This window comes from Caenibius tardaugens NBRC 16725, from assembly GCF_003860345.1.
Classification (GTDB): Bacteria; Pseudomonadota; Alphaproteobacteria; order Sphingomonadales; family Sphingomonadaceae; genus Caenibius; species Caenibius tardaugens.
The window spans coordinates 954,747-970,594 of sequence record NZ_CP034179.1 but is presented as its reverse complement, the minus strand read 5'-3'; the positions used below and the strand labels follow the sequence as shown (position 1 = coordinate 970,594).

Annotated in this window: 17 protein-coding genes and 2 pseudogenes; 14 read left to right on the top strand and 5 right to left on the bottom strand. The window is 59.8% G+C overall.

The window, feature by feature from the left end; all coding sequences use genetic code 11:
• Window positions 1-9: 9 nt before the first annotated feature.
• Entirely contained in the window at window positions 10-1,230 is a 1,221-nt protein-coding gene (locus tag EGO55_RS04520) for a CoA transferase (RefSeq protein WP_021691981.1), read from the top strand.
• The gene (locus tag EGO55_RS04515) at window positions 1,227-1,760 is read left to right on the top strand and encodes an FAS1-like dehydratase domain-containing protein (protein ID WP_124916712.1); all 534 of its coding nucleotides are present in this window, start codon (window positions 1,227-1,229) and stop codon (window positions 1,758-1,760) included. Before EGO55_RS04520 ends, EGO55_RS04515 begins: the two co-directional genes overlap by 4 nt.
• Window positions 1,761-1,985: 225 nt before the next feature.
• Here EGO55_RS04515 and EGO55_RS04510 read toward each other — a convergent pair whose 3' ends face one another.
• The 4 genes from EGO55_RS04510 to EGO55_RS04495 form a co-directional block, all read right to left on the bottom strand.
• Window positions 1,986-3,008, bottom strand: a complete 1,023-nt coding sequence (locus EGO55_RS04510) for an IS110 family RNA-guided transposase (RefSeq protein WP_021692042.1) — start codon at window positions 3,006-3,008, stop codon at window positions 1,986-1,988.
• Window positions 3,009-3,149: 141 nt separating this feature from the next.
• Window positions 3,150-3,872 carry an IS6 family transposase gene (locus EGO55_RS04505; protein WP_124916711.1) on the bottom strand — a complete coding sequence of 241 codons (723 nt, stop codon included), beginning with the start codon at window positions 3,870-3,872 and terminating at the stop codon, window positions 3,150-3,152.
• Between the two features lie 254 nt (window positions 3,873-4,126).
• Window positions 4,127-4,519: an ArsR/SmtB family transcription factor gene (locus tag EGO55_RS04500; protein WP_021691994.1), complete on the bottom strand. Its 393-nt coding sequence runs from the start codon at window positions 4,517-4,519 to the stop codon at window positions 4,127-4,129.
• Complete coding sequence (locus EGO55_RS04495) at window positions 4,516-5,139, bottom strand: peroxiredoxin (RefSeq protein ID WP_021691995.1); 624 nt, start codon at window positions 5,137-5,139, stop codon at window positions 4,516-4,518. Before EGO55_RS04495 ends, EGO55_RS04500 begins: the two co-directional genes overlap by 4 nt.
• A gap of 87 nt (window positions 5,140-5,226) precedes the next feature.
• Between EGO55_RS04495 and EGO55_RS04490 the strand changes: the two genes are divergently transcribed.
• Genes EGO55_RS04490 through cydB form a run of 8 tightly spaced genes read left to right on the top strand, consistent with a single transcriptional unit; the run spans window position 5,227 to window position 12,032 of the window.
• Window positions 5,227-6,144 carry an MBL fold metallo-hydrolase gene (locus EGO55_RS04490; protein WP_021691996.1) on the top strand — a complete coding sequence of 306 codons (918 nt, stop codon included), beginning with the start codon at window positions 5,227-5,229 and terminating at the stop codon, window positions 6,142-6,144.
• Window positions 6,141-6,590 (top strand): YeeE/YedE family protein, encoded by a 450-nt coding sequence (locus EGO55_RS04485; RefSeq protein WP_021691997.1) that lies wholly within the window; start codon window positions 6,141-6,143, stop codon window positions 6,588-6,590. Before EGO55_RS04490 ends, EGO55_RS04485 begins: the two co-directional genes overlap by 4 nt.
• 16 nt (window positions 6,591-6,606) lie before the next feature.
• Window positions 6,607-6,813 carry a YgaP family membrane protein gene (locus EGO55_RS04480; RefSeq protein WP_040717760.1) on the top strand — a complete coding sequence of 69 codons (207 nt, stop codon included), beginning with the start codon at window positions 6,607-6,609 and terminating at the stop codon, window positions 6,811-6,813.
• Window positions 6,810-7,220 carry a DUF6691 family protein gene (locus EGO55_RS04475; RefSeq protein WP_021691999.1) on the top strand — a complete coding sequence of 137 codons (411 nt, stop codon included), beginning with the start codon at window positions 6,810-6,812 and terminating at the stop codon, window positions 7,218-7,220. The genes EGO55_RS04480 and EGO55_RS04475 overlap by 4 nt, the downstream gene beginning before the upstream one ends.
• Window positions 7,221-7,257: 37 nt before the next feature.
• Entirely contained in the window at window positions 7,258-8,841 is a 1,584-nt protein-coding gene (locus EGO55_RS04470) for a bifunctional protein tyrosine phosphatase family protein/NAD(P)/FAD-dependent oxidoreductase (protein ID WP_021692000.1), read from the top strand.
• Between the two features lie 3 nt (window positions 8,842-8,844).
• Window positions 8,845-9,630, top strand: coding sequence for a sulfite exporter TauE/SafE family protein (locus tag EGO55_RS04465; RefSeq protein WP_021692001.1), 786 nt, complete (start codon window positions 8,845-8,847; stop codon window positions 9,628-9,630).
• A gap of 12 nt (window positions 9,631-9,642) precedes the next feature.
• On the top strand, window positions 9,643-11,037 hold the full coding sequence (locus EGO55_RS04460; protein ID WP_021692002.1) for a cytochrome ubiquinol oxidase subunit I: 1,395 nt from the start codon (window positions 9,643-9,645) through the stop codon (window positions 11,035-11,037).
• Complete coding sequence (cydB, locus tag EGO55_RS04455; RefSeq protein WP_021692003.1) at window positions 11,034-12,032, top strand: cytochrome d ubiquinol oxidase subunit II; 999 nt, start codon at window positions 11,034-11,036, stop codon at window positions 12,030-12,032. Before EGO55_RS04460 ends, cydB begins: the two co-directional genes overlap by 4 nt.
• A gap of 136 nt (window positions 12,033-12,168) precedes the next feature.
• On the opposite strand, the pseudogene EGO55_RS04445 reads toward cydB, so the two are convergent.
• Window positions 12,169-12,387 (bottom strand): annotated as a pseudogene (locus EGO55_RS04445) (tyrosine-type recombinase/integrase); the annotation flags it as partial.
• A gap of 147 nt (window positions 12,388-12,534) precedes the next feature.
• Here EGO55_RS04445 and EGO55_RS21175 point away from each other — a divergent pair.
• From EGO55_RS21175 to EGO55_RS04425, 4 genes and pseudogenes are all read left to right on the top strand, one after another.
• Window positions 12,535-12,983, top strand: a pseudogene (locus EGO55_RS21175) (transposase); the annotation flags it as partial.
• Between the two features lie 464 nt (window positions 12,984-13,447).
• Entirely contained in the window at window positions 13,448-13,576 is a 129-nt protein-coding gene (locus EGO55_RS21705; protein WP_124916709.1) for a DUF3489 domain-containing protein, read from the top strand.
• Window positions 13,573-14,001, top strand: a complete 429-nt coding sequence (locus EGO55_RS04430) for a DUF2924 domain-containing protein (RefSeq protein WP_021692052.1) — start codon at window positions 13,573-13,575, stop codon at window positions 13,999-14,001. Before EGO55_RS21705 ends, EGO55_RS04430 begins: the two co-directional genes overlap by 4 nt.
• Window positions 13,998-15,659: a recombinase family protein gene (locus EGO55_RS04425; protein ID WP_124916697.1), complete on the top strand. Its 1,662-nt coding sequence runs from the start codon at window positions 13,998-14,000 to the stop codon at window positions 15,657-15,659. The genes EGO55_RS04430 and EGO55_RS04425 overlap by 4 nt, the downstream gene beginning before the upstream one ends.
• Window positions 15,660-15,848 lie beyond the last annotated feature (189 nt).

Below are 15,848 nucleotides of genomic sequence, written 5' to 3'. Positions count from 1 at the left end.
GATTAGCGCATGACCTATGATCTGCTTGATGGGCTACGGGTGATCGAGGCGGCGGCGTTTGTCGCCGGGCCGTCGGCGGGCATGCATCTGGCGCAGATGGGTGCGGAAGTGATCCGCATTGATGCGATCGGCGGCGGGCCCGATTATCGTCGCTGGCCGCTCGCACCGAACGGCGCCAGTCTGTATTGGGAAGGGCTGAACAAGGGCAAGAAATCGATCGCGATCGATCTTTCGTCAGGCGAAGGGCGTGAACTGGCGCTAGCTCTTGCCACGGCTCCGGGTGATAGTTGCGGATTGTTTCTCACCAACTTCCCGGTGCACGGCTTTCTCTCCTACCAGGCGTTGGCTGCGCGGCGTGAGGATGTAATATGCGTGCGGGTGATGGGCTGGGCCGATGGCGCGCCCGCTGTGGATTACACGATAAATGCGGCGGTCGGCGTTCCGCTGATGACCGGCCCTGTGGATTCGCTCAATCCGGTGAACCATGTGTTTCCCGCATGGGATTTCATCGCTGGCAGCCAGGCGGCCTTCGCCATGGTCGCAGCCGAACGCGCGCGGCGGTGCACAGGGTTGGGGGCGAATGTTCAACTGCCATTGTCCGATGTGGCAGCGACCTGCCTGTCGCAGACGGGGCAACTGGCAGAGACGCTGATGGGCGGGGATCGCCAGCGCATGGGAAACGATCTATTTGGCGCCTTCGGTCGCGACTTCGGCACAGCGGATGGGCGGCGGCTAATGGTGGTGGCGATCACACCGAAACAATGGTCGGGGTTGATCAAGGTGCTCGATATCGCGAGGCCGGTTTCCAAGATCGAGCAGGAGGCGGGGGTGTGCTTCGCATCTGACGAGGGTGCGCGATTTATGCACCGCGCGCGTTTGTTTCCGGTGTTTGAAGCGGCGATTGTGGCGCGGACCTGTGCCGATCTCGGTCCGGCATTCGATGAAGCGGGCGTTACCTGGTCGGAATATCGGAGCCTTGCTGAAGCTGCGTTCGATCAGCGCCTCTTTGCGGGTAACCCGGTTTTCGAGACGATCTCCCATCCAAGCGGGCTTAGCTATCCGGCGGCAGGCCCCGCAGCGCATCTGGCCGGGCGGCCACGCGCCGCTGTGGCGCCTTCGCCCCGGCTTGGCGCAGACAGTGATGAGGTGCTGACGAAGGTGCTCGGCCTTGGTGATGGTGCGATTGCTGCGTTGCATGATCGGGGCGTCGTCGCGGGGCCGGCGTCGTGACACTGGACCCTGCGGTGGTTGCAGAATGGCAGCGCTGGACCGGTCGCAGCGAAAGCACGAACGAAGTGCTTGATCCGGGTGCCTTGAGACGTTTTGCGGCGGTTATAGGCGAAGATACTGATGTCGAAAGGCACTGGCCATCTCTGGGTCATTGGGGCTGTTTCCTCCCGGTTGTGCGGGCTGAAGAGGTGGGCTTCGACGGACATCCATTGCGCGGCGGGTTTTTGCCGCCTGTGACGTTGCCCCGACGCATGTTTGCCACCGCTGAAATGCACTTTGCCGCGCCGCTGCGTGTCGGCGAACCGGCCACGCGCCGCGCGATGATCCGCGATATCCGCCATCGCATGGGTGAAAGCGGGGCATTGCTTCTGATCGATGTGGAATATGTTATCACGCAAGCGGGTGTGGATTGCGTGATGGAACGGCAGACGATTGTCTATCGCGGAGAAAATGGCCGAACGCCCGCAATGGTGCTGTCATCTGTGGATGGCCCCTGTGCTGCAAGGGGTAAAATAGGTTTGATGATTTAATCTGACAGGGTGCGGTCATCTGTCCGGCCTGTTGGTGCGGCATGTATAGACCGCTGGCCCTGATGCTGTCCGCTGGTCGGGTCCCATTCAGTCGGACGAGCTCGTGGCTCCGACAGCACCTCGGGTTGTCCTGACCTTTGCGGCCGCGTTCAGATCGTTATCATCATTCCTGTTGGCACCCTCACAGTTCAAAGCGGTGCATAATAATCGGCACCGCTATTATTCTCAGGCCAAAGCCTTTGCCTGATAGACTTCGCCGCGCGCCAGAACGGCCCAGACAATTCGGGCAGTCTTGTTGGCCATGGCCACGGTAACAAGCCGGGTGGGCTTGCGTTCGAGCAGGCCGCAAACCCAATTGCTCGCGGCACTATCAGCAGTCCTTGCCCTGCGAACCACGGATGTCGCACCAACAACAAGCAACTTTCGCAGATAACGGTCCCCCATCTTCGAGATCCGTCCCAATCGATCTTTACCGCCAGATGAGTTCTGGCGCGGAACCAGACCGAGTGAGGCAGAGAACTCCCGGCCGGACCGAAACTGGGCAGGATCGGTTACAGAGGCAGCCAGAGCGGTAGCGCTGATAACCCCGATCCCCGGAATAGTCGCCAGCCTCTGACTGGCCTGATCCTGACGATGCCAGACAAGCAAACGACGGTTGAGCCTCTGTATCTGCATATCCAGAGTTTCCAGTTGCTCCGCCAGCAGGATCATGGCGTTTTTTGCCATCTCGGGTAAAACCGCCTGATCGGCTAGCCTGACCCGTTTCATCAGCTCACTCACATTGCGCACACCTTGGGCTGCAATCAGCCCAAACTCTGCGCAGTGACCGCGAATGGCATTGATCAGCATGGTACGTTGACGAACCAGGAGTTCGCGTGAACGATGCAGCACGAGGACAGCCTGACGCTCGGCACTTTTTACCGGGACGAACCGCATCATGGGACGCTGCACCGCTTCACAGATCGCCTCTGCATCTGCCGCATCATTCTTCTGGCGCCGTAGATAGGCCTTCACATAAGCAGGCGGCATAAGCCGCACCTGATGTCCCAGGGCAGAAATCTCACGGGCCCAGTAATGAGACGTGGCGCAAGCTTCGATGCCCACAAGGCAGGGCGGGATCTTCGCCAAAGCGCCCAGAAGCGCTGTCCGGCGTAACTTCTTACGCCAGACAACATCGCCATTGGCATCAACAGCATGCAGTTGGAAAACAGACTTCGCCAGATCAAGGCCGATAGTGGTAATCTCCATGGTGGATGGTCCTTTGCATGGGGTGCTTCAACAACAGCCCACAATACGACTCACATCGGTCGGACACAGGGGCCATCCACCTCATCAGTCTTATGCGAACCGCTCTCCACTTGGCGCATTGGGGGTAATTGGAGAACTGCTTCAGGCGACAAGGTTTTGCCATTCGGTCATGGCGGCTGAGCGGCGGGCTTTGTAAGTTTCTCTGTCGATCAGATGGCGTTCGTGGCTGAAGTGATTGTGGACGTTGGCATGGACAGAAGCGAATTTTTGTAGCGCCTTCATTTGTCTGAAGCGGAGCATCGCGCGTTCTCGTCGCCGAAAAGGTAGGTGGCTGTTTTCCACCCTGTTGTTGGCATAACGACCGACTTCCTGCTTCTGCTCACAGCCCAGCGTATTCATCGCCGCCTTGTAGGACCGCAGGCCATCGGTTGTGATGGTGGCAACGTTGCCGTGGTGTTTCAGAGCCTTCTTTATGAATCGCAGGGCTGCGGCTTTGTCCCGGGTTTTGGTGACATAGCTTTCTAGGATCTCGCCTTCGTGATCGACCGCTCGCCAGAGGTAGACCATTTCACCGTTCAATTTGACGTACATTTCGTCGAGATGCCATCTCCAGTGCCGGAAGCCACGCATTCTGCTTATACGCTTCCTGCGGATGTCGGCGGCGAACAGAGGGCCAAACCGGTTCCACCAGAACCGCACGGTTTCATGACAAAGATCGATACCGCGTTCGAACAGGAGGTCTTCGACATTCCGCAGCGATAGCGGAAACCTCACATACATCATCACCACGAGGCGGATTACCTCGGGTGATGAATTGAACCGTCGGAACGGGCTGGGCGGAAGAGCGCGGGATTTGCGAGGCATTCACTGGAGTTACCATCCCCGCGCGTCCGCTGCCATGTTACTCTGACAGTACCCATATGTCCGTTTATACCAAAACCTGCCGCTCCAACTGGCGCAAATTCACCCCCGCGCAATCGCTGCGTTAATCGGCACGACGTGCGCCGTTCTCTCTTGGCGCCGCAAGGCGCGCAGCGAGCCGATCATCATCTGACTCCCGAACCGATTCCGGTGCGACCCTTTCAAATTCGGAATCAGGGAGTTTTCGGCAGAAAATTTCAATCGATAATTTGAGCGAAGCCGGCAACACCCTCCGGAGATGGCGGACGCTTTGTCGGATGTGAAGGCGTGCGCAGATCGTCGACTTTACCCAGCCCCCCGAAAATCGCTTCAATGGTTCGGACACACATAGCGACGCTGTCGTCTGCAAGTGCATACCAGACCAGCTTGGCCTCCTTACGCGTTTGAACGAGATTGGCGCGGCGCAATTCGCCGAGCTGCTGGCTTAGTGCTGGCTGAACGATCTCAGTTGCTTCACCAATTTCCGACACGTTGCGCTCACCGCGCAACAGACAGGAGAGGATCATGAGGCGCTGAGGTTGCGCAAAGACCTTGAGCTTGTCGGATGCGACGGTCGCAGCATCACGGTCCTCGTAAAATGCGGCCGTCATGGCGCGTCCACGAAGCGGCAGAACCAGTCCTCGCGATCTTCATCAATGTCGGATGCGGGGCTGAGTAACGGTTTCCCTTCGCGCCATCCTTCAGGAGCCAGGGTTTGGGCATTGCTCACAGCCTTCAACGCCTTAAGCATCCGCAGCATCTCATCAACCGAACGCCCCACATTATGGGGATAGCAGGTAATCGCTCTAATGACGCCTTCAGGGTCGATGAAGAAAGTCGAGCGCATCGCCATGCTGTCAGCCGATTGCTCGTCGATCATGCCATAGGCACGCCCGATCGCCATGCTCGGATCTTCAATTATGGGAAAGCGGACATCGGCGTCCAGCGTCTCACGGATCGCCCGGACCCACGCCATGTGTGAGTAAAGGCTGTCGACCGACAGGCCCAATAGCGCGGTGTCGAGTGCATCGAATTCAGCTTGGCGCCGGGCGAGTTCGGCGAATTCCGTGCTGCACACAGGCGTGAAGTCTGCCGGATGGGAGAAGAAGATCACCCAGCGTCCGCGTAGCTTGGAGAGCTGGATTTCGCCTGCCGTTGAGCGGGCGCGGAAATCCGGCGCGATCTCTCCGATGCGCGGCGAGCGGCTTTCCGATTTTTGAGCGGTTTCCATGACGCCCCCTTCGACGCTCTCGCGACTTGACGCAAGAAGATTAGTATATTACACGATATATGTAAATATGAATTTATGAGGTTTTCCGTGACCGACTCCGCGCTTGCAGCAGCCTCCTCGCAAATCTCTGCCGCTCAGGCTGGCATTCCTCAGATCAAGGCGTTCTTCGACGAGCCGACCTTCACGGTGACTTACGTCGTCCACGATCCAGAGAGCCTTCGCGCCGCGGTCATCGATAGCGTGCTGGATTATGATCCGGCTTCGGGTCGCACCTCTTTCTCCGCAGCCGAGGCGGTGCTCGCCTATGTTGAGGAGAAGGGGCTATCGATTGACTGGCATCTGGAGACCCACGCCCACGCCGATCACCTCTCGGCCGCGCCCTATCTGCAACAGAAGCTCGGCGGAAAAATCGCGATCGGCGAACATATCGTCACCGTCCAAGAGACATTCGGCAAGCTGTTCAATGCCGGTACGGACTTCGAGCGCGACGGCTCGGATTTCGATCACCTATGGAAGGATGGCGACCGTTTCCGCATCGGCAATCTCGATGTTACCGTGCTGCATGTGCCGGGTCACACGCCGGCCTGCATTGCCTATGTGATCGGCGATGCGGTCTTTGTCGGCGATACCATGTTCATGCCCGACTATGGCACGGCGCGCGCCGATTTTCCGGGTGGCGATGCCCGCACCCTCTATCGGTCTGCAATGCGGCTTCTGTCGCTGCCGCCTGAAACGCGTCTATTCATGTGCCACGATTATCTGCCGGAAGGGCGCAAGGACTATGTCTGGGAAACAACCGTAGAGGCTGAGTGCGAGGCCAACGTCCATATCCATGACGGGGTAAGCGAGGACGAATTTGTCGTGATGCGCGAGGCCCGGGATAAGACGCTCGCGATGCCGCGCCTGATCCTGCCCTCGGTGCAGGTGAACATGCGCGCGGGGCATCTGCCCCCGGCCGAGGACAATGGCGTTACTTACCTCAAGATCCCGGTCAACGCGGTATGATGCTGCCCGGCTTCCCTGACGCCATGCCCGCTGCGGGACTGGCGGGCGGCCTGCTGATCGGTCTTGCCGCCGCGATCATGCTGCTCGGTCTTGGTCGTATTGCCGGCGTCAGCGGCATGCTCGCCCGTGGGTTGGGAATTGCCGATACGGGTGCGCCACGCGCGACAGCGCTCGCCTTCGTTGTCGGGTTGCCCTCGGGAGCGCTGCTCGTCGCGCTGGCTTTCAGCGGTGTCGAGCCGCGCTTTACAGCTTCAATCCCGCAACTGGTCATTGCTGGACTGCTTGTCGGTTTCGGGACGCGGCTCGGTTCAGGTTGCACGAGCGGCCACGGGGTCTGCGGTCTCTCCCGACTCTCGCGCCGATCCATGGTTGCCACCTTGACCTTCATGACGAGTGGCTTCGCCACGGTCGGACTGATGCGCGCTTTCGGTTTCATCAACGGATAATCGGGGGATACTGGGCATGACGAGGAATATGGGAACATTCGACCGGCTGCTGCGCACGATCGTAGCGCTGGTGATCGGCTATCTCTGGTGGACCGGGACGATCAGCGGGGGTCTCGGTGTCGGCTTGGCGATCCTTGCGGTCGTACTCCTTTTGACGAGCGCGATCAGCTTCTGTCCGCTGTACCGCCCGCTCGGTCTGTCGACCTGCGGCCACTGCAAATGAAAGCCCCCGCCATCTCGTTGCTTGCCGGTCTCCTGTTCGGAGCGGGACTTGCCGTGTCCGGCATGGCTGATCCAGCGCGAGTGCGCGCTTTCCTCGATCTGTTCGGGACGTGGGATCCGACGCTTGCCTTTGTAATGGCGGGGGCGATGTTGCCCATGGCGATTGCCTGGTTGATCCAGAAGCGGATGCCGCGACCGATCGCCTTCGAGGCGTTCGACTTGCCTAGCACAAGCTTGCTTGATGCCAAGTTACTTGGTGGTGCGTCGCTGTTCGGGATCGGTTGGGGGATCGCGGGCCTATGTCCCGGCCCCGCACTCGCCGACCTTGCCATCGCACCATTCGAGGCTGGAATTTTCGTGATCACCATGCTCGCCGGCATGGCCGCCCACCGCATCACCGCAAAGTGAAAGCAAGCCCGCTGCAGGGCGGGAGCGAGGACAAGCCATGGACATCAAGCCGCTTACTCAGGACTTTGCGGTGTCTCCGCAGATCACCGTAACCGAAATTCCCTCGATCGCCGCGCAAGGCTTTAAGGCGATTATCTGCAATCGACCTGATAATGAGGAGAAGGGTCAGATTGCCGCTGCGGAGCTGCGCGAAGCAGCCGAACAACTGGGCCTGGAATTTGCGCATGTGCCCGCAGTTTCGGGTGCGATCACAGATGCGAATGTCGCGGCCATGGCGGATGCGCTTGCGCACCTTCCTAAGCCGATTCTCGCCATTTGCCGCTCCGGCGCACGATCGACGAAACTATATGAATTGGTCTCAGCGCGAAACCATTCGGCACCTGATGCCCGAGTTCACGATGTTGTGATTGTCGGCGGTGGCGCGGCCGGGATTGCAACAGCGTCCAGCCTCCTCAAGCGCAATCCCAAGCTTGATATCGCCGTCATCGAGCCGTCCGAGGTGCATTACTATCAGCCTGGCTGGACGATGGTTGGTGCGGGTGTGTTCGACAAGGATTTCACGCGCCGCACCGAAGCGCAGGTTATGCCCAGCCGAGTGACGTGGATTCGCGCCGCCGCTTCGGGTTTCGCTCCGGATGAAAACAAGGTGGTCCTCAATGACGGCGGCGAAGTACGCTACCGGGTACTGGTTGCCTGTCCCGGCATCAAACTGGACTGGGGTGCGATACCGGGCCTCGCCGATGCGATCGGCAAAAACGGCGTTACGTCCAACTATGGCTATGACCTTGCGCCGTACACCAACCGATTGGTGAAAGAATTCAAAGGCGGACGGGCGCTGTTCACCCAGCCCGCGATGCCGATCAAATGTGCGGGCGCGCCGCAGAAGGCGATGTATCTTTCCTGCCATCGCTGGGAAAAGGCGGGGGTCCTACAAGACATCGACGTCCAGTTCCACACAGCCGGCGCGGCGCTGTTCGGCGTTTCCGCCTATGTCCCGGCGCTGATGGAATATGTCGAGCGCTACTGCGCGCACCTCAACTTCGAATCGAAGCTCGTCGCGATCGATGGCACCGCAAAAGTGGCGACTTTCGAACGCAAGGATAGCGACGGCACCCGACGCGTCGAAGAGCGCTTCGACATGATTCACGTCGTGCCGCCGCAGGTCGCGCCGGATTTCGTGCGCACCAGTTCCCTCGCAGCAGCCTCCGGCTTCATCGAAGTCAACGAGGCGACGCTTCAACATGTGCGCTATCCCAATGTATTTGCATTGGGCGACGCCTGCTCAGCCTCGAATGCCAAGACCGCCGCCGCGGCGCGCAAGCAGGCGCCGGTTGTCGCGGTCAATGTACTTGCCGCGCTCGAGGGCAAGCCGCCGACCGCCGACTATGACGGCTATGGCTCCTGCCCGCTGACGGTCGAGGCAGGCAAGATCGTCCTCGCCGAGTTCGGCTATGGCGGGAAATTGCTGCCCAGCTTTCCCAACTGGCTGATTGACGGAACGCGGCCCTCGCGCCTGTCCTGGCTTCTCAAGGACACGATCCTACCGCCAGTATACTGGCATGGCATGCTCAAGGGCCGGGAATGGATGGTCGCACCGCACGCGATCGAGGCGGCGCACTGAGCCATGCTTGAGCCGCTTCAATATGCCCTCGGCGGACTGTCGGGTGCGCTCGTGGGCTTTGTCCTCGGGCTCGTCGGGGGCGGCGGGTCGATCCTCGCCGTGCCACTGCTTCTCTATCTCGTGGGTGTTCGCAATCCACATGAGGCCATCGGCACCAGCGCGCTCGCCGTTGCGGCTAACGCACTTGCCGGCCTCTGGAACCATGCCCACGCTCGCACCGTGAACTGGCGATGCGGCGGCATCTATGCGGCCGCCGGCGTCGTCGGCGCGCTCGGCGGCTCGACGGTCGGCAAGAGCATAGATGGGCACAAACTGCTCTTCTTGTTCGCGATCCTGATGATCGTGGTGGCGGTCCTGATGTTCCGCGGACGCGGTGACCAAGGGGTCGAAGGCGCACAGTGCAATCGGGAAAATGTCGGCAAGGTCGTCGGCTATGGCCTCGGTACTGGCGCCTTTTCCGGTTTCTTCGGGATCGGTGGCGGTTTCCTTATCGTGCCGGGCCTGATCGCTTCAACGCACATGCCCATATTGCGCGCGATCGGCACCTCACTTGTAGCGGTCGCGGCCTTCGGCCTGACGACAGCGCTCAACTACGCGCTCTCGGGGTATGCCCTTTGGGGTCTGGCCGGCGTGTTCATTGTCGGCGGCGTTATCGGTAGCGTGATCGGCACACGAACGTCGCAAGTGCTGGCGGCCGAAAAGGGCCGGTTGAACAGCCTGTTTGCAGTCTTCGTGCTCGTCGTCGCCATCTACATGCTATTCAAGAGCTGGGCCGAACTCGCCAGCTGAACGGGGATATTCATGGACGCCATCATTCTTGCAAGGGCGCAATTCGCCTTCACGGTGAGCTTTCACTTCCTCTTCCCGGCCTTTTCCATCGGGCTGGCGAGCTATCTGGCGGTGCTCGAAGTCCTGTGGCTGAAGACGGGCAAGGGTGTTTATGCCAACCTGTTCCGCTACTGGCTGAAGATCTTCGCCGTCGTGTTCGCGATGGGCGTCGTATCAGGCATCGTCATGTCCTATCAGTTCGGCACCAACTGGTCGGTGTTCTCGGACAAGGCGGGACCGGTCATCGGCCCGTTGATGGCCTATGAGGTGCTGACCGCCTTCTTTCTGGAAGCCGGATTCCTCGGGGTTATGCTGTTCGGGATCAACAAGGTCGGACGCAAGCTGCACTTTGTCGCGACGCTTGCGGTCGCACTCGGGACTTTCATCTCCGCATTCTGGATTCTTTCGGTCAACAGCTGGATGCAGACGCCCATCGGCTATGAGGTTGGCGCCAACGGCCAGTTCCTGCCGGGACCAAGCTGGCTGACGATCATCTTCAATCCCAGCTTCCCCTATCGGCTCGTTCATACCGTTCTTGCCGCCTATCTGACGACAGCCTTCATCGTAGGCGCAGTAGGCGCTTGGCATCTTCTCAAGGACCGCAATAATCCCGGCGCGCGCAAGATGTTCTCTATGGCGATGTGGATGGCTGCCATCGTCGCGCCCATCCAGATTTTCGCGGGCGACATGCACGGGCTCAATACCATCGAACATCAGCCAGTGAAGGTGATGGCGATGGAAGGCCATTTTCAGAGCCATCCGAACGGGGCGCCTTTGATTCTGTTCGGCATCCCCAACAGCGCGGAACAGCGGGTGGATTATGCCATCGAGATACCCAAGGCGTCGTCGTTGATCCTGAAACACGACCTCAATGCGCCTTTGAACGGTCTTGATACAGTGCCGCAAGCTGATCAACCGCCTGTCGGTATTGTATTCTGGGCGTTCCGCGTAATGGTCGCCATCGGGTTTGCAATGCTCGGGATCGGAATTCTGAGCATCATCGCGCGCTGGCGAAAATCGCTCTACGATTGGCCGCTGCTACACCGTTTCGCTGTGATCATGGGGCCGTCGGGACTGATTGCCGTGCTGTCCGGCTGGATCGTGACTGAAGTCGGGCGGCAACCCTTCACGGTCTATGGGTTGCTCAGGACCACCCAGAGCGCTTCGCCGCTCGATGCCCCGGCGGTGGCCTCGTCGCTGCTGGCATTCGTTGTCGTCTATTTCACCGTGTTCGGCATGGGTATCTGGTACCTGCTTCATCTGATGAAGAAGCCGCCCGAGGCGCATGAAACCCCGCCGAGCGACGCGCCCATTCGCAGCGCAGGTATCACACCCGCAGCGGCTATCATCGAGGGAACTTCGGCATGATCGACCTCACCGTTATCTGGGCCTGCATCATCGGTTTCGCCATTATCGCCTATGTCGTGATGGACGGCTTCGATCTTGGCATCGGCATCCTGTTTCCTTTCTTCAAGGTCGGGCAGGAGAGGGACACCGCGATGAACAGCATCGCGCCCGTCTGGGACGGCAACGAAACATGGCTGGTGATGGGCGTTGGCGGCTTGTTTGCCGCATTTCCGCTGGCCTATGCGATAATCCTTCCGGCGCTCTACGCACCGATGATTGCGATGCTACTCGGGCTCGTGTTGCGCGGCGTTGCGTTTGAGTTCCGCTGGCGCGACCCGGCGCATCGCGCTTTCTGGGACGGGGCCTTCACGGCAGGGTCGGTGATTGCCACCTTTGCCCAAGGCATTGCGTTGGGCGCGTTGTTGCAGGGCATCACGGTCGAGGGGCGAAGCTATGCCGGGGGCTGGTGGGAATGGCTGTCGCCGTTCAGCCTGCTGACGGGCGTCGGGTTGCTTGTCGGGTATGCCCTGCTCGGCGCTTGCTGGCTCAACTGGAAGACCGCAGGCGGCCTGCAGCGACAGGCGGTGACCTATGCCGGCCGGCTAGGGATCGGCCTGCTCATCATGATCGGCGTCATCAGTCTCGCGACACTGCGGCTCGAGACGCAATACTATCATCGTTGGCTGAGCTTCCCCGGCGTGCTGGCAACCGCGCAAGTGCCGCTCGCCACGCTCATCGTGACATTCCTCTTCTATCGCAGCCTCAGGCAGAAGCGCGATGCGCAGCCGTTTCTCTGGGCGCTCGCCCTGTTCGGGCTTTGCCTGACCGGTCTGGGCGTTTCGATATGGCCGGACGTCGTCCCGGCGCGCGTGACGATCTGGGAGGCAGCAGCGCCGGTGCGCAGTCAGGTGTTCATGCTGGTGGGGGCCGCCATTATGGTGCCTGTCATCCTGGCGTATACGGCATGGTCCTACTGGGTGTTCCGCGGCAAGGTCGGTACGGAGGGCTACCACTGATGCGGCTGTTGCTAAGCCGGCTAGGTTGGTTCGCCGGCATCTGGTCTGCTAGCGTTCTTGGCTTGGCGCTGGTGGGAGCCTTGATCCGCTGGTGGCTGCGCTAAATGGCCCCTCGCCATAGACGAGGAGCCGACACTCAAATTTCGGTATTTTCCGCGAGGGCGAGCGCGTCTTCCACGTCGATCCCGAGATAGCGTACCGTATTCTCGATCTTGCTATGGCCGAGCAGGATCTGAACGGCGCGAAGGTTGCCAGTGGCCCTGTAGATGATCGATGCCTTCGTTCGGCGAAGTGAGTGCGTGCCATACTCGCTTCGCTTTAAACCAACACCTGTCACCCATCTACAAAGCGACCGGTAACCTGCGCGCCGTGCAAATCTTGCTTGGACAGGCTTGTGCTTCCTCGACATGACATTCCTCCTTCATTGAGGTGACATTGTGAAAGTGGTCCGGTTGCAGAGTTAGTATTTCCGGCGGATTTTCCTTTGGAAGGAGATACGTCGATGAAACGGAAGCGGTTTTCTACCGAGCAGATCGTAGCGGTATTGAAGCAGGCGGAACTGGGCCTTCCGGTGGCGGATTTGGTCCGTCAAGTCGGGATTACCGAGCAGACATTCTACAGATGGAAGCGACAATATGGCGGGCTGGAATCGGATCAGGTCCGCGAACTCAAACAGGTCGTTGAGGAAAATGTGCGGTTGAAGAAGCTGGTTGCAGAGCTGAGCCTCGACAAGGCGGTGCTGCAGGACGTTCTGTCAAAAAAGTTTCCCGGCCGGCGCTCATGAAGGAAGTTGTAGCCTATGTCGTGTCGTCACACGGCTACAGCGAGCGCCGGGCATGCCTTGTCATGACGGGGCATCGCTCGACCCAGCGAAAGCCGAGCATGCGGGATCCGCGCACGGCGGTTCGGCAACGAATGCACGAGATCGTCGCGATGCGGATACGGTACGGTTAAGCCCGCACAAACCATTCGACTTGGTGTTGAAAGTGAGCATGGTGGTGTTCACGGATCGCGGTGATTGTAACGGCGGTTCGTGACCCTGACCGGCTCGGACTGGCGGGGCTGCAGGTGGTGGGAGCAGCATAAGGCGGCTTCCTTGATGGAGACCACCTGTGACAAGACTGCAGAAAGACAAGAACCCTACCGTCAGGGATCAAGCTGAACCGGCCAGCGGTCAGAAACGCCGTGTGCGACGCATGGCCCGCACGCCTGCGGACATGAAAGAGGTGGCGACCCCGTCAGCCCGCAGGCAGGGTGATAAGGCGCACCAGACAGTTCCATCTGTCCTGCCCAAAGTATCAGCGTCGCCCCCGGATGCAGGGATGCCAGCGCCTTCAACACCCAAGCCAGCGACCAAACTGACACTGATCCTGACGCTGCTTGAATCAGAGCAAGGCGCGACATCGGCGTAATTGATGACGGCTACCGGCTGGCAACCCCACACAATCCGCGCTGCGCTCACTGGCCTGCGCAAGCGAGGCCATGTCATTGTGCGCGGTAAAACCGGCCCCGACACCTGCTATCGCCTGGAGAAGTCGGCGTGACGGGGAAGGGGAAGGCCGCGCCGTACGATGTAGCCTTGCTGGAAGACCTGTCCTTCGGGGAGTTGAAAGCGGCATGGGGCAGACACACAGGAAAACCGTTGCCGCGTGTCAGTGCCGGTCTGCTGCGTCTGGCGCTCGCATGGGAGCTGCAGGCAAGTGTCTCAGGAGGCATCTCTCGCGCAACCAGGCAACGCCTTGATCAGCTTGCTATGGACAAGACAACCACACGGCCGGCGCGGCCTGGCATGCGTCTTGTTCGTGAATGGAATGGAACGGTTCATCAGGTCACGATAGGTGAGGATGGCGTCATTTCATGGCAGGGGAAGGAATGGCGTTCCCTAAGTGAAGTGGCCAGGGCGATTACGGGCACGCGCTGGTCAGGCCCAGCCTTCTTTGGCCTCAAGCAAAAGAAGGTCGCAGCATGAAAGCGGTGCGTTGTGCGATCTATACCCGCAAATCGAGCGAGGAGGGACTGGAACAGGGGTTCAACTCGCTTGATGCCCAGCGTGAAGCCTGCGCCGCATATATTCTCAGCCAGGTCAGCGAAGGCTGGCAACTGATACCGGAGGACTATGATGATGGTGGCCTGTCGGGTGGAACGCTGGAGCGGCCCGCCTTGCAGCGGCTGCTGGCCCATATTGCGGCAGGACGGATCGATATCATCGTGGTCTACAAGGTCGACCGGTTGACGCGCTCCCTGCTCGACTTTGCCAAGCTGGTCGAAGCCTTCGATGCCGCGGGCACGAGCTTTGTGTCTGTTACCCAGTCCTTCAACACCACCACCAGTATGGGACGGCTGACGCTCAACATGCTGTTGTCCTTTGCCCAGTTCGAGCGGGAAGTGACCGCCGAACGTATCCGGGACAAGATAGCAGCCTCGAAGGCACGGGGCATGTGGATGGGCGGGATCCCGCCGCTAGGTTACCGGCCAGATGGACGCAGCCTTGCCATTGAGGAAGACCATGCTGCACTGGTGCGCGATATCTTCGCCCGCTATCTGAAGCTCACCAATGTGCGGCTGGTTGCCGATACACTCGCACGAGACAGGCTTCACACCCCGCAAAGGGTCACGGGGAAGGGACGTCGCTATGGGGGATGTGCGTTTACCCGGGGACAGCTCTACGCAATCCTGCGCAATCCCATCTATGCTGGGGATATCGCGCACAAAGGCACGCGCTATCCCGGTAATCATCCCGCGATTATCGAGAGGGAGACATGGGAAAAGGTGCAGCAGCAGCTTTCTGATAATGTGAGAGGTGTGCGCCAGAACCGACAGGCGCGTGCCAGCCTGCTGGCGGGCCTGCTCTTCGATGAGACAGGCACGCCCCTGATCGCGGTGCACACAAACAAAGGCCGGCAGCGTTATCGCTATTATGCGCAACGAGCGCCCAACGGCGCGGATCATGCGCAATCCCCCACTTCGATCCGCTTACCCGCAAGGGAAATCGAACAGGTGGTCATAAGAGAACTCACCAGCCTGATCGATGATCCGGCTACACTTATGGAACGGTGCTGCTTGCCTGTGACCCCAGATGTCTATGCCCGTATCGCAGGCCACAGCATGATGCGGCAAAAGCAGATGCTGGAATGGGGCAATGCGCAGATGCGGGCCCTCGTTACACGGATTGTCGTACACCCCGATCACATCGCCATCGAAATCAGGGCCGCAGCGCTGGCAGATCTGTTCGGGATAGATGGCAGTGCGTTAATGCATACTATCAGGCACAACGTGCCAGCTCGGCTACGCAGAACCGGAATGGTGGTGCGTCTTGTACAGGATGACGGCATGACGGCATCATCGTCATTGCCCGATCCCGTATTGATCCGCCTTCTGGTTAAGGCACAGCGCTGGTGGAAGGAACTGTGCAGCGGTACTTGCGATATTGCCGCCCTTGCCAGACGCGAACAGCTTAGCCCCTCCTATATCACGCGGGTGGTGCGCCTTGCATTTCTTGCCCCCGGTATTGTCGATGCCATTACAGAGGGGAGATTGCGCGCAGGTGTCGATAGCAAGGCACTGCTGGCGACAGGTGCTGTTCCATCAGACTGGCGGGAGCAGGAAGCAAAATATCTGCCGGGGTAAACATTGGCAGGCGAGGTGGAAGCGGAGCGTGCCGATGATTAGTCGGATCAGGCATCGAGATATCGCGATCCGTCGCGAAACAGGTCCGCACGAGCTCGGGGACTTGCGGGATAAACTTCCTGCTCTTATGGCACCATTCCAATGAAATGAGCAGCGCGCACGAAGATTTGCGCGCGTATTTTCCATACG

Coding starts and splice junctions, on each gene's coding strand:
- EGO55_RS04520 (WP_021691981.1), top strand. CDS start 10: ATGACCTATGATCTGCTTGATGGGCTACGGGTGATCGAGGCGGCGGCG.
- EGO55_RS04510 (WP_021692042.1), bottom strand. CDS start 3,008: ATGGAGATTACCACTATCGGCCTTGATCTGGCGAAGTCTGTTTTCCAA.
- EGO55_RS04505 (WP_124916711.1), bottom strand. CDS start 3,872: ATGCCTCGCAAATCCCGCGCTCTTCCGCCCAGCCCGTTCCGACGGTTC.
- EGO55_RS04500 (WP_021691994.1), bottom strand. CDS start 4,519: ATGACGGCCGCATTTTACGAGGACCGTGATGCTGCGACCGTCGCATCC.
- EGO55_RS04495 (WP_021691995.1), bottom strand. CDS start 5,139: ATGGAAACCGCTCAAAAATCGGAAAGCCGCTCGCCGCGCATCGGAGAG.
- EGO55_RS04485 (WP_021691997.1), top strand. CDS start 6,141: ATGATGCTGCCCGGCTTCCCTGACGCCATGCCCGCTGCGGGACTGGCG.
- EGO55_RS04480 (WP_040717760.1), top strand. CDS start 6,607: ATGACGAGGAATATGGGAACATTCGACCGGCTGCTGCGCACGATCGTA.
- EGO55_RS04475 (WP_021691999.1), top strand. CDS start 6,810: ATGAAAGCCCCCGCCATCTCGTTGCTTGCCGGTCTCCTGTTCGGAGCG.
- EGO55_RS04470 (WP_021692000.1), top strand. CDS start 7,258: ATGGACATCAAGCCGCTTACTCAGGACTTTGCGGTGTCTCCGCAGATC.
- EGO55_RS04465 (WP_021692001.1), top strand. CDS start 8,845: ATGCTTGAGCCGCTTCAATATGCCCTCGGCGGACTGTCGGGTGCGCTC.
- EGO55_RS04460 (WP_021692002.1), top strand. CDS start 9,643: ATGGACGCCATCATTCTTGCAAGGGCGCAATTCGCCTTCACGGTGAGC.
- cydB (WP_021692003.1), top strand. CDS start 11,034: ATGATCGACCTCACCGTTATCTGGGCCTGCATCATCGGTTTCGCCATT.
- EGO55_RS21705 (WP_124916709.1), top strand. CDS start 13,448: ATGACGGCTACCGGCTGGCAACCCCACACAATCCGCGCTGCGCTCACT.
- EGO55_RS04425 (WP_124916697.1), top strand. CDS start 13,998: ATGAAAGCGGTGCGTTGTGCGATCTATACCCGCAAATCGAGCGAGGAG.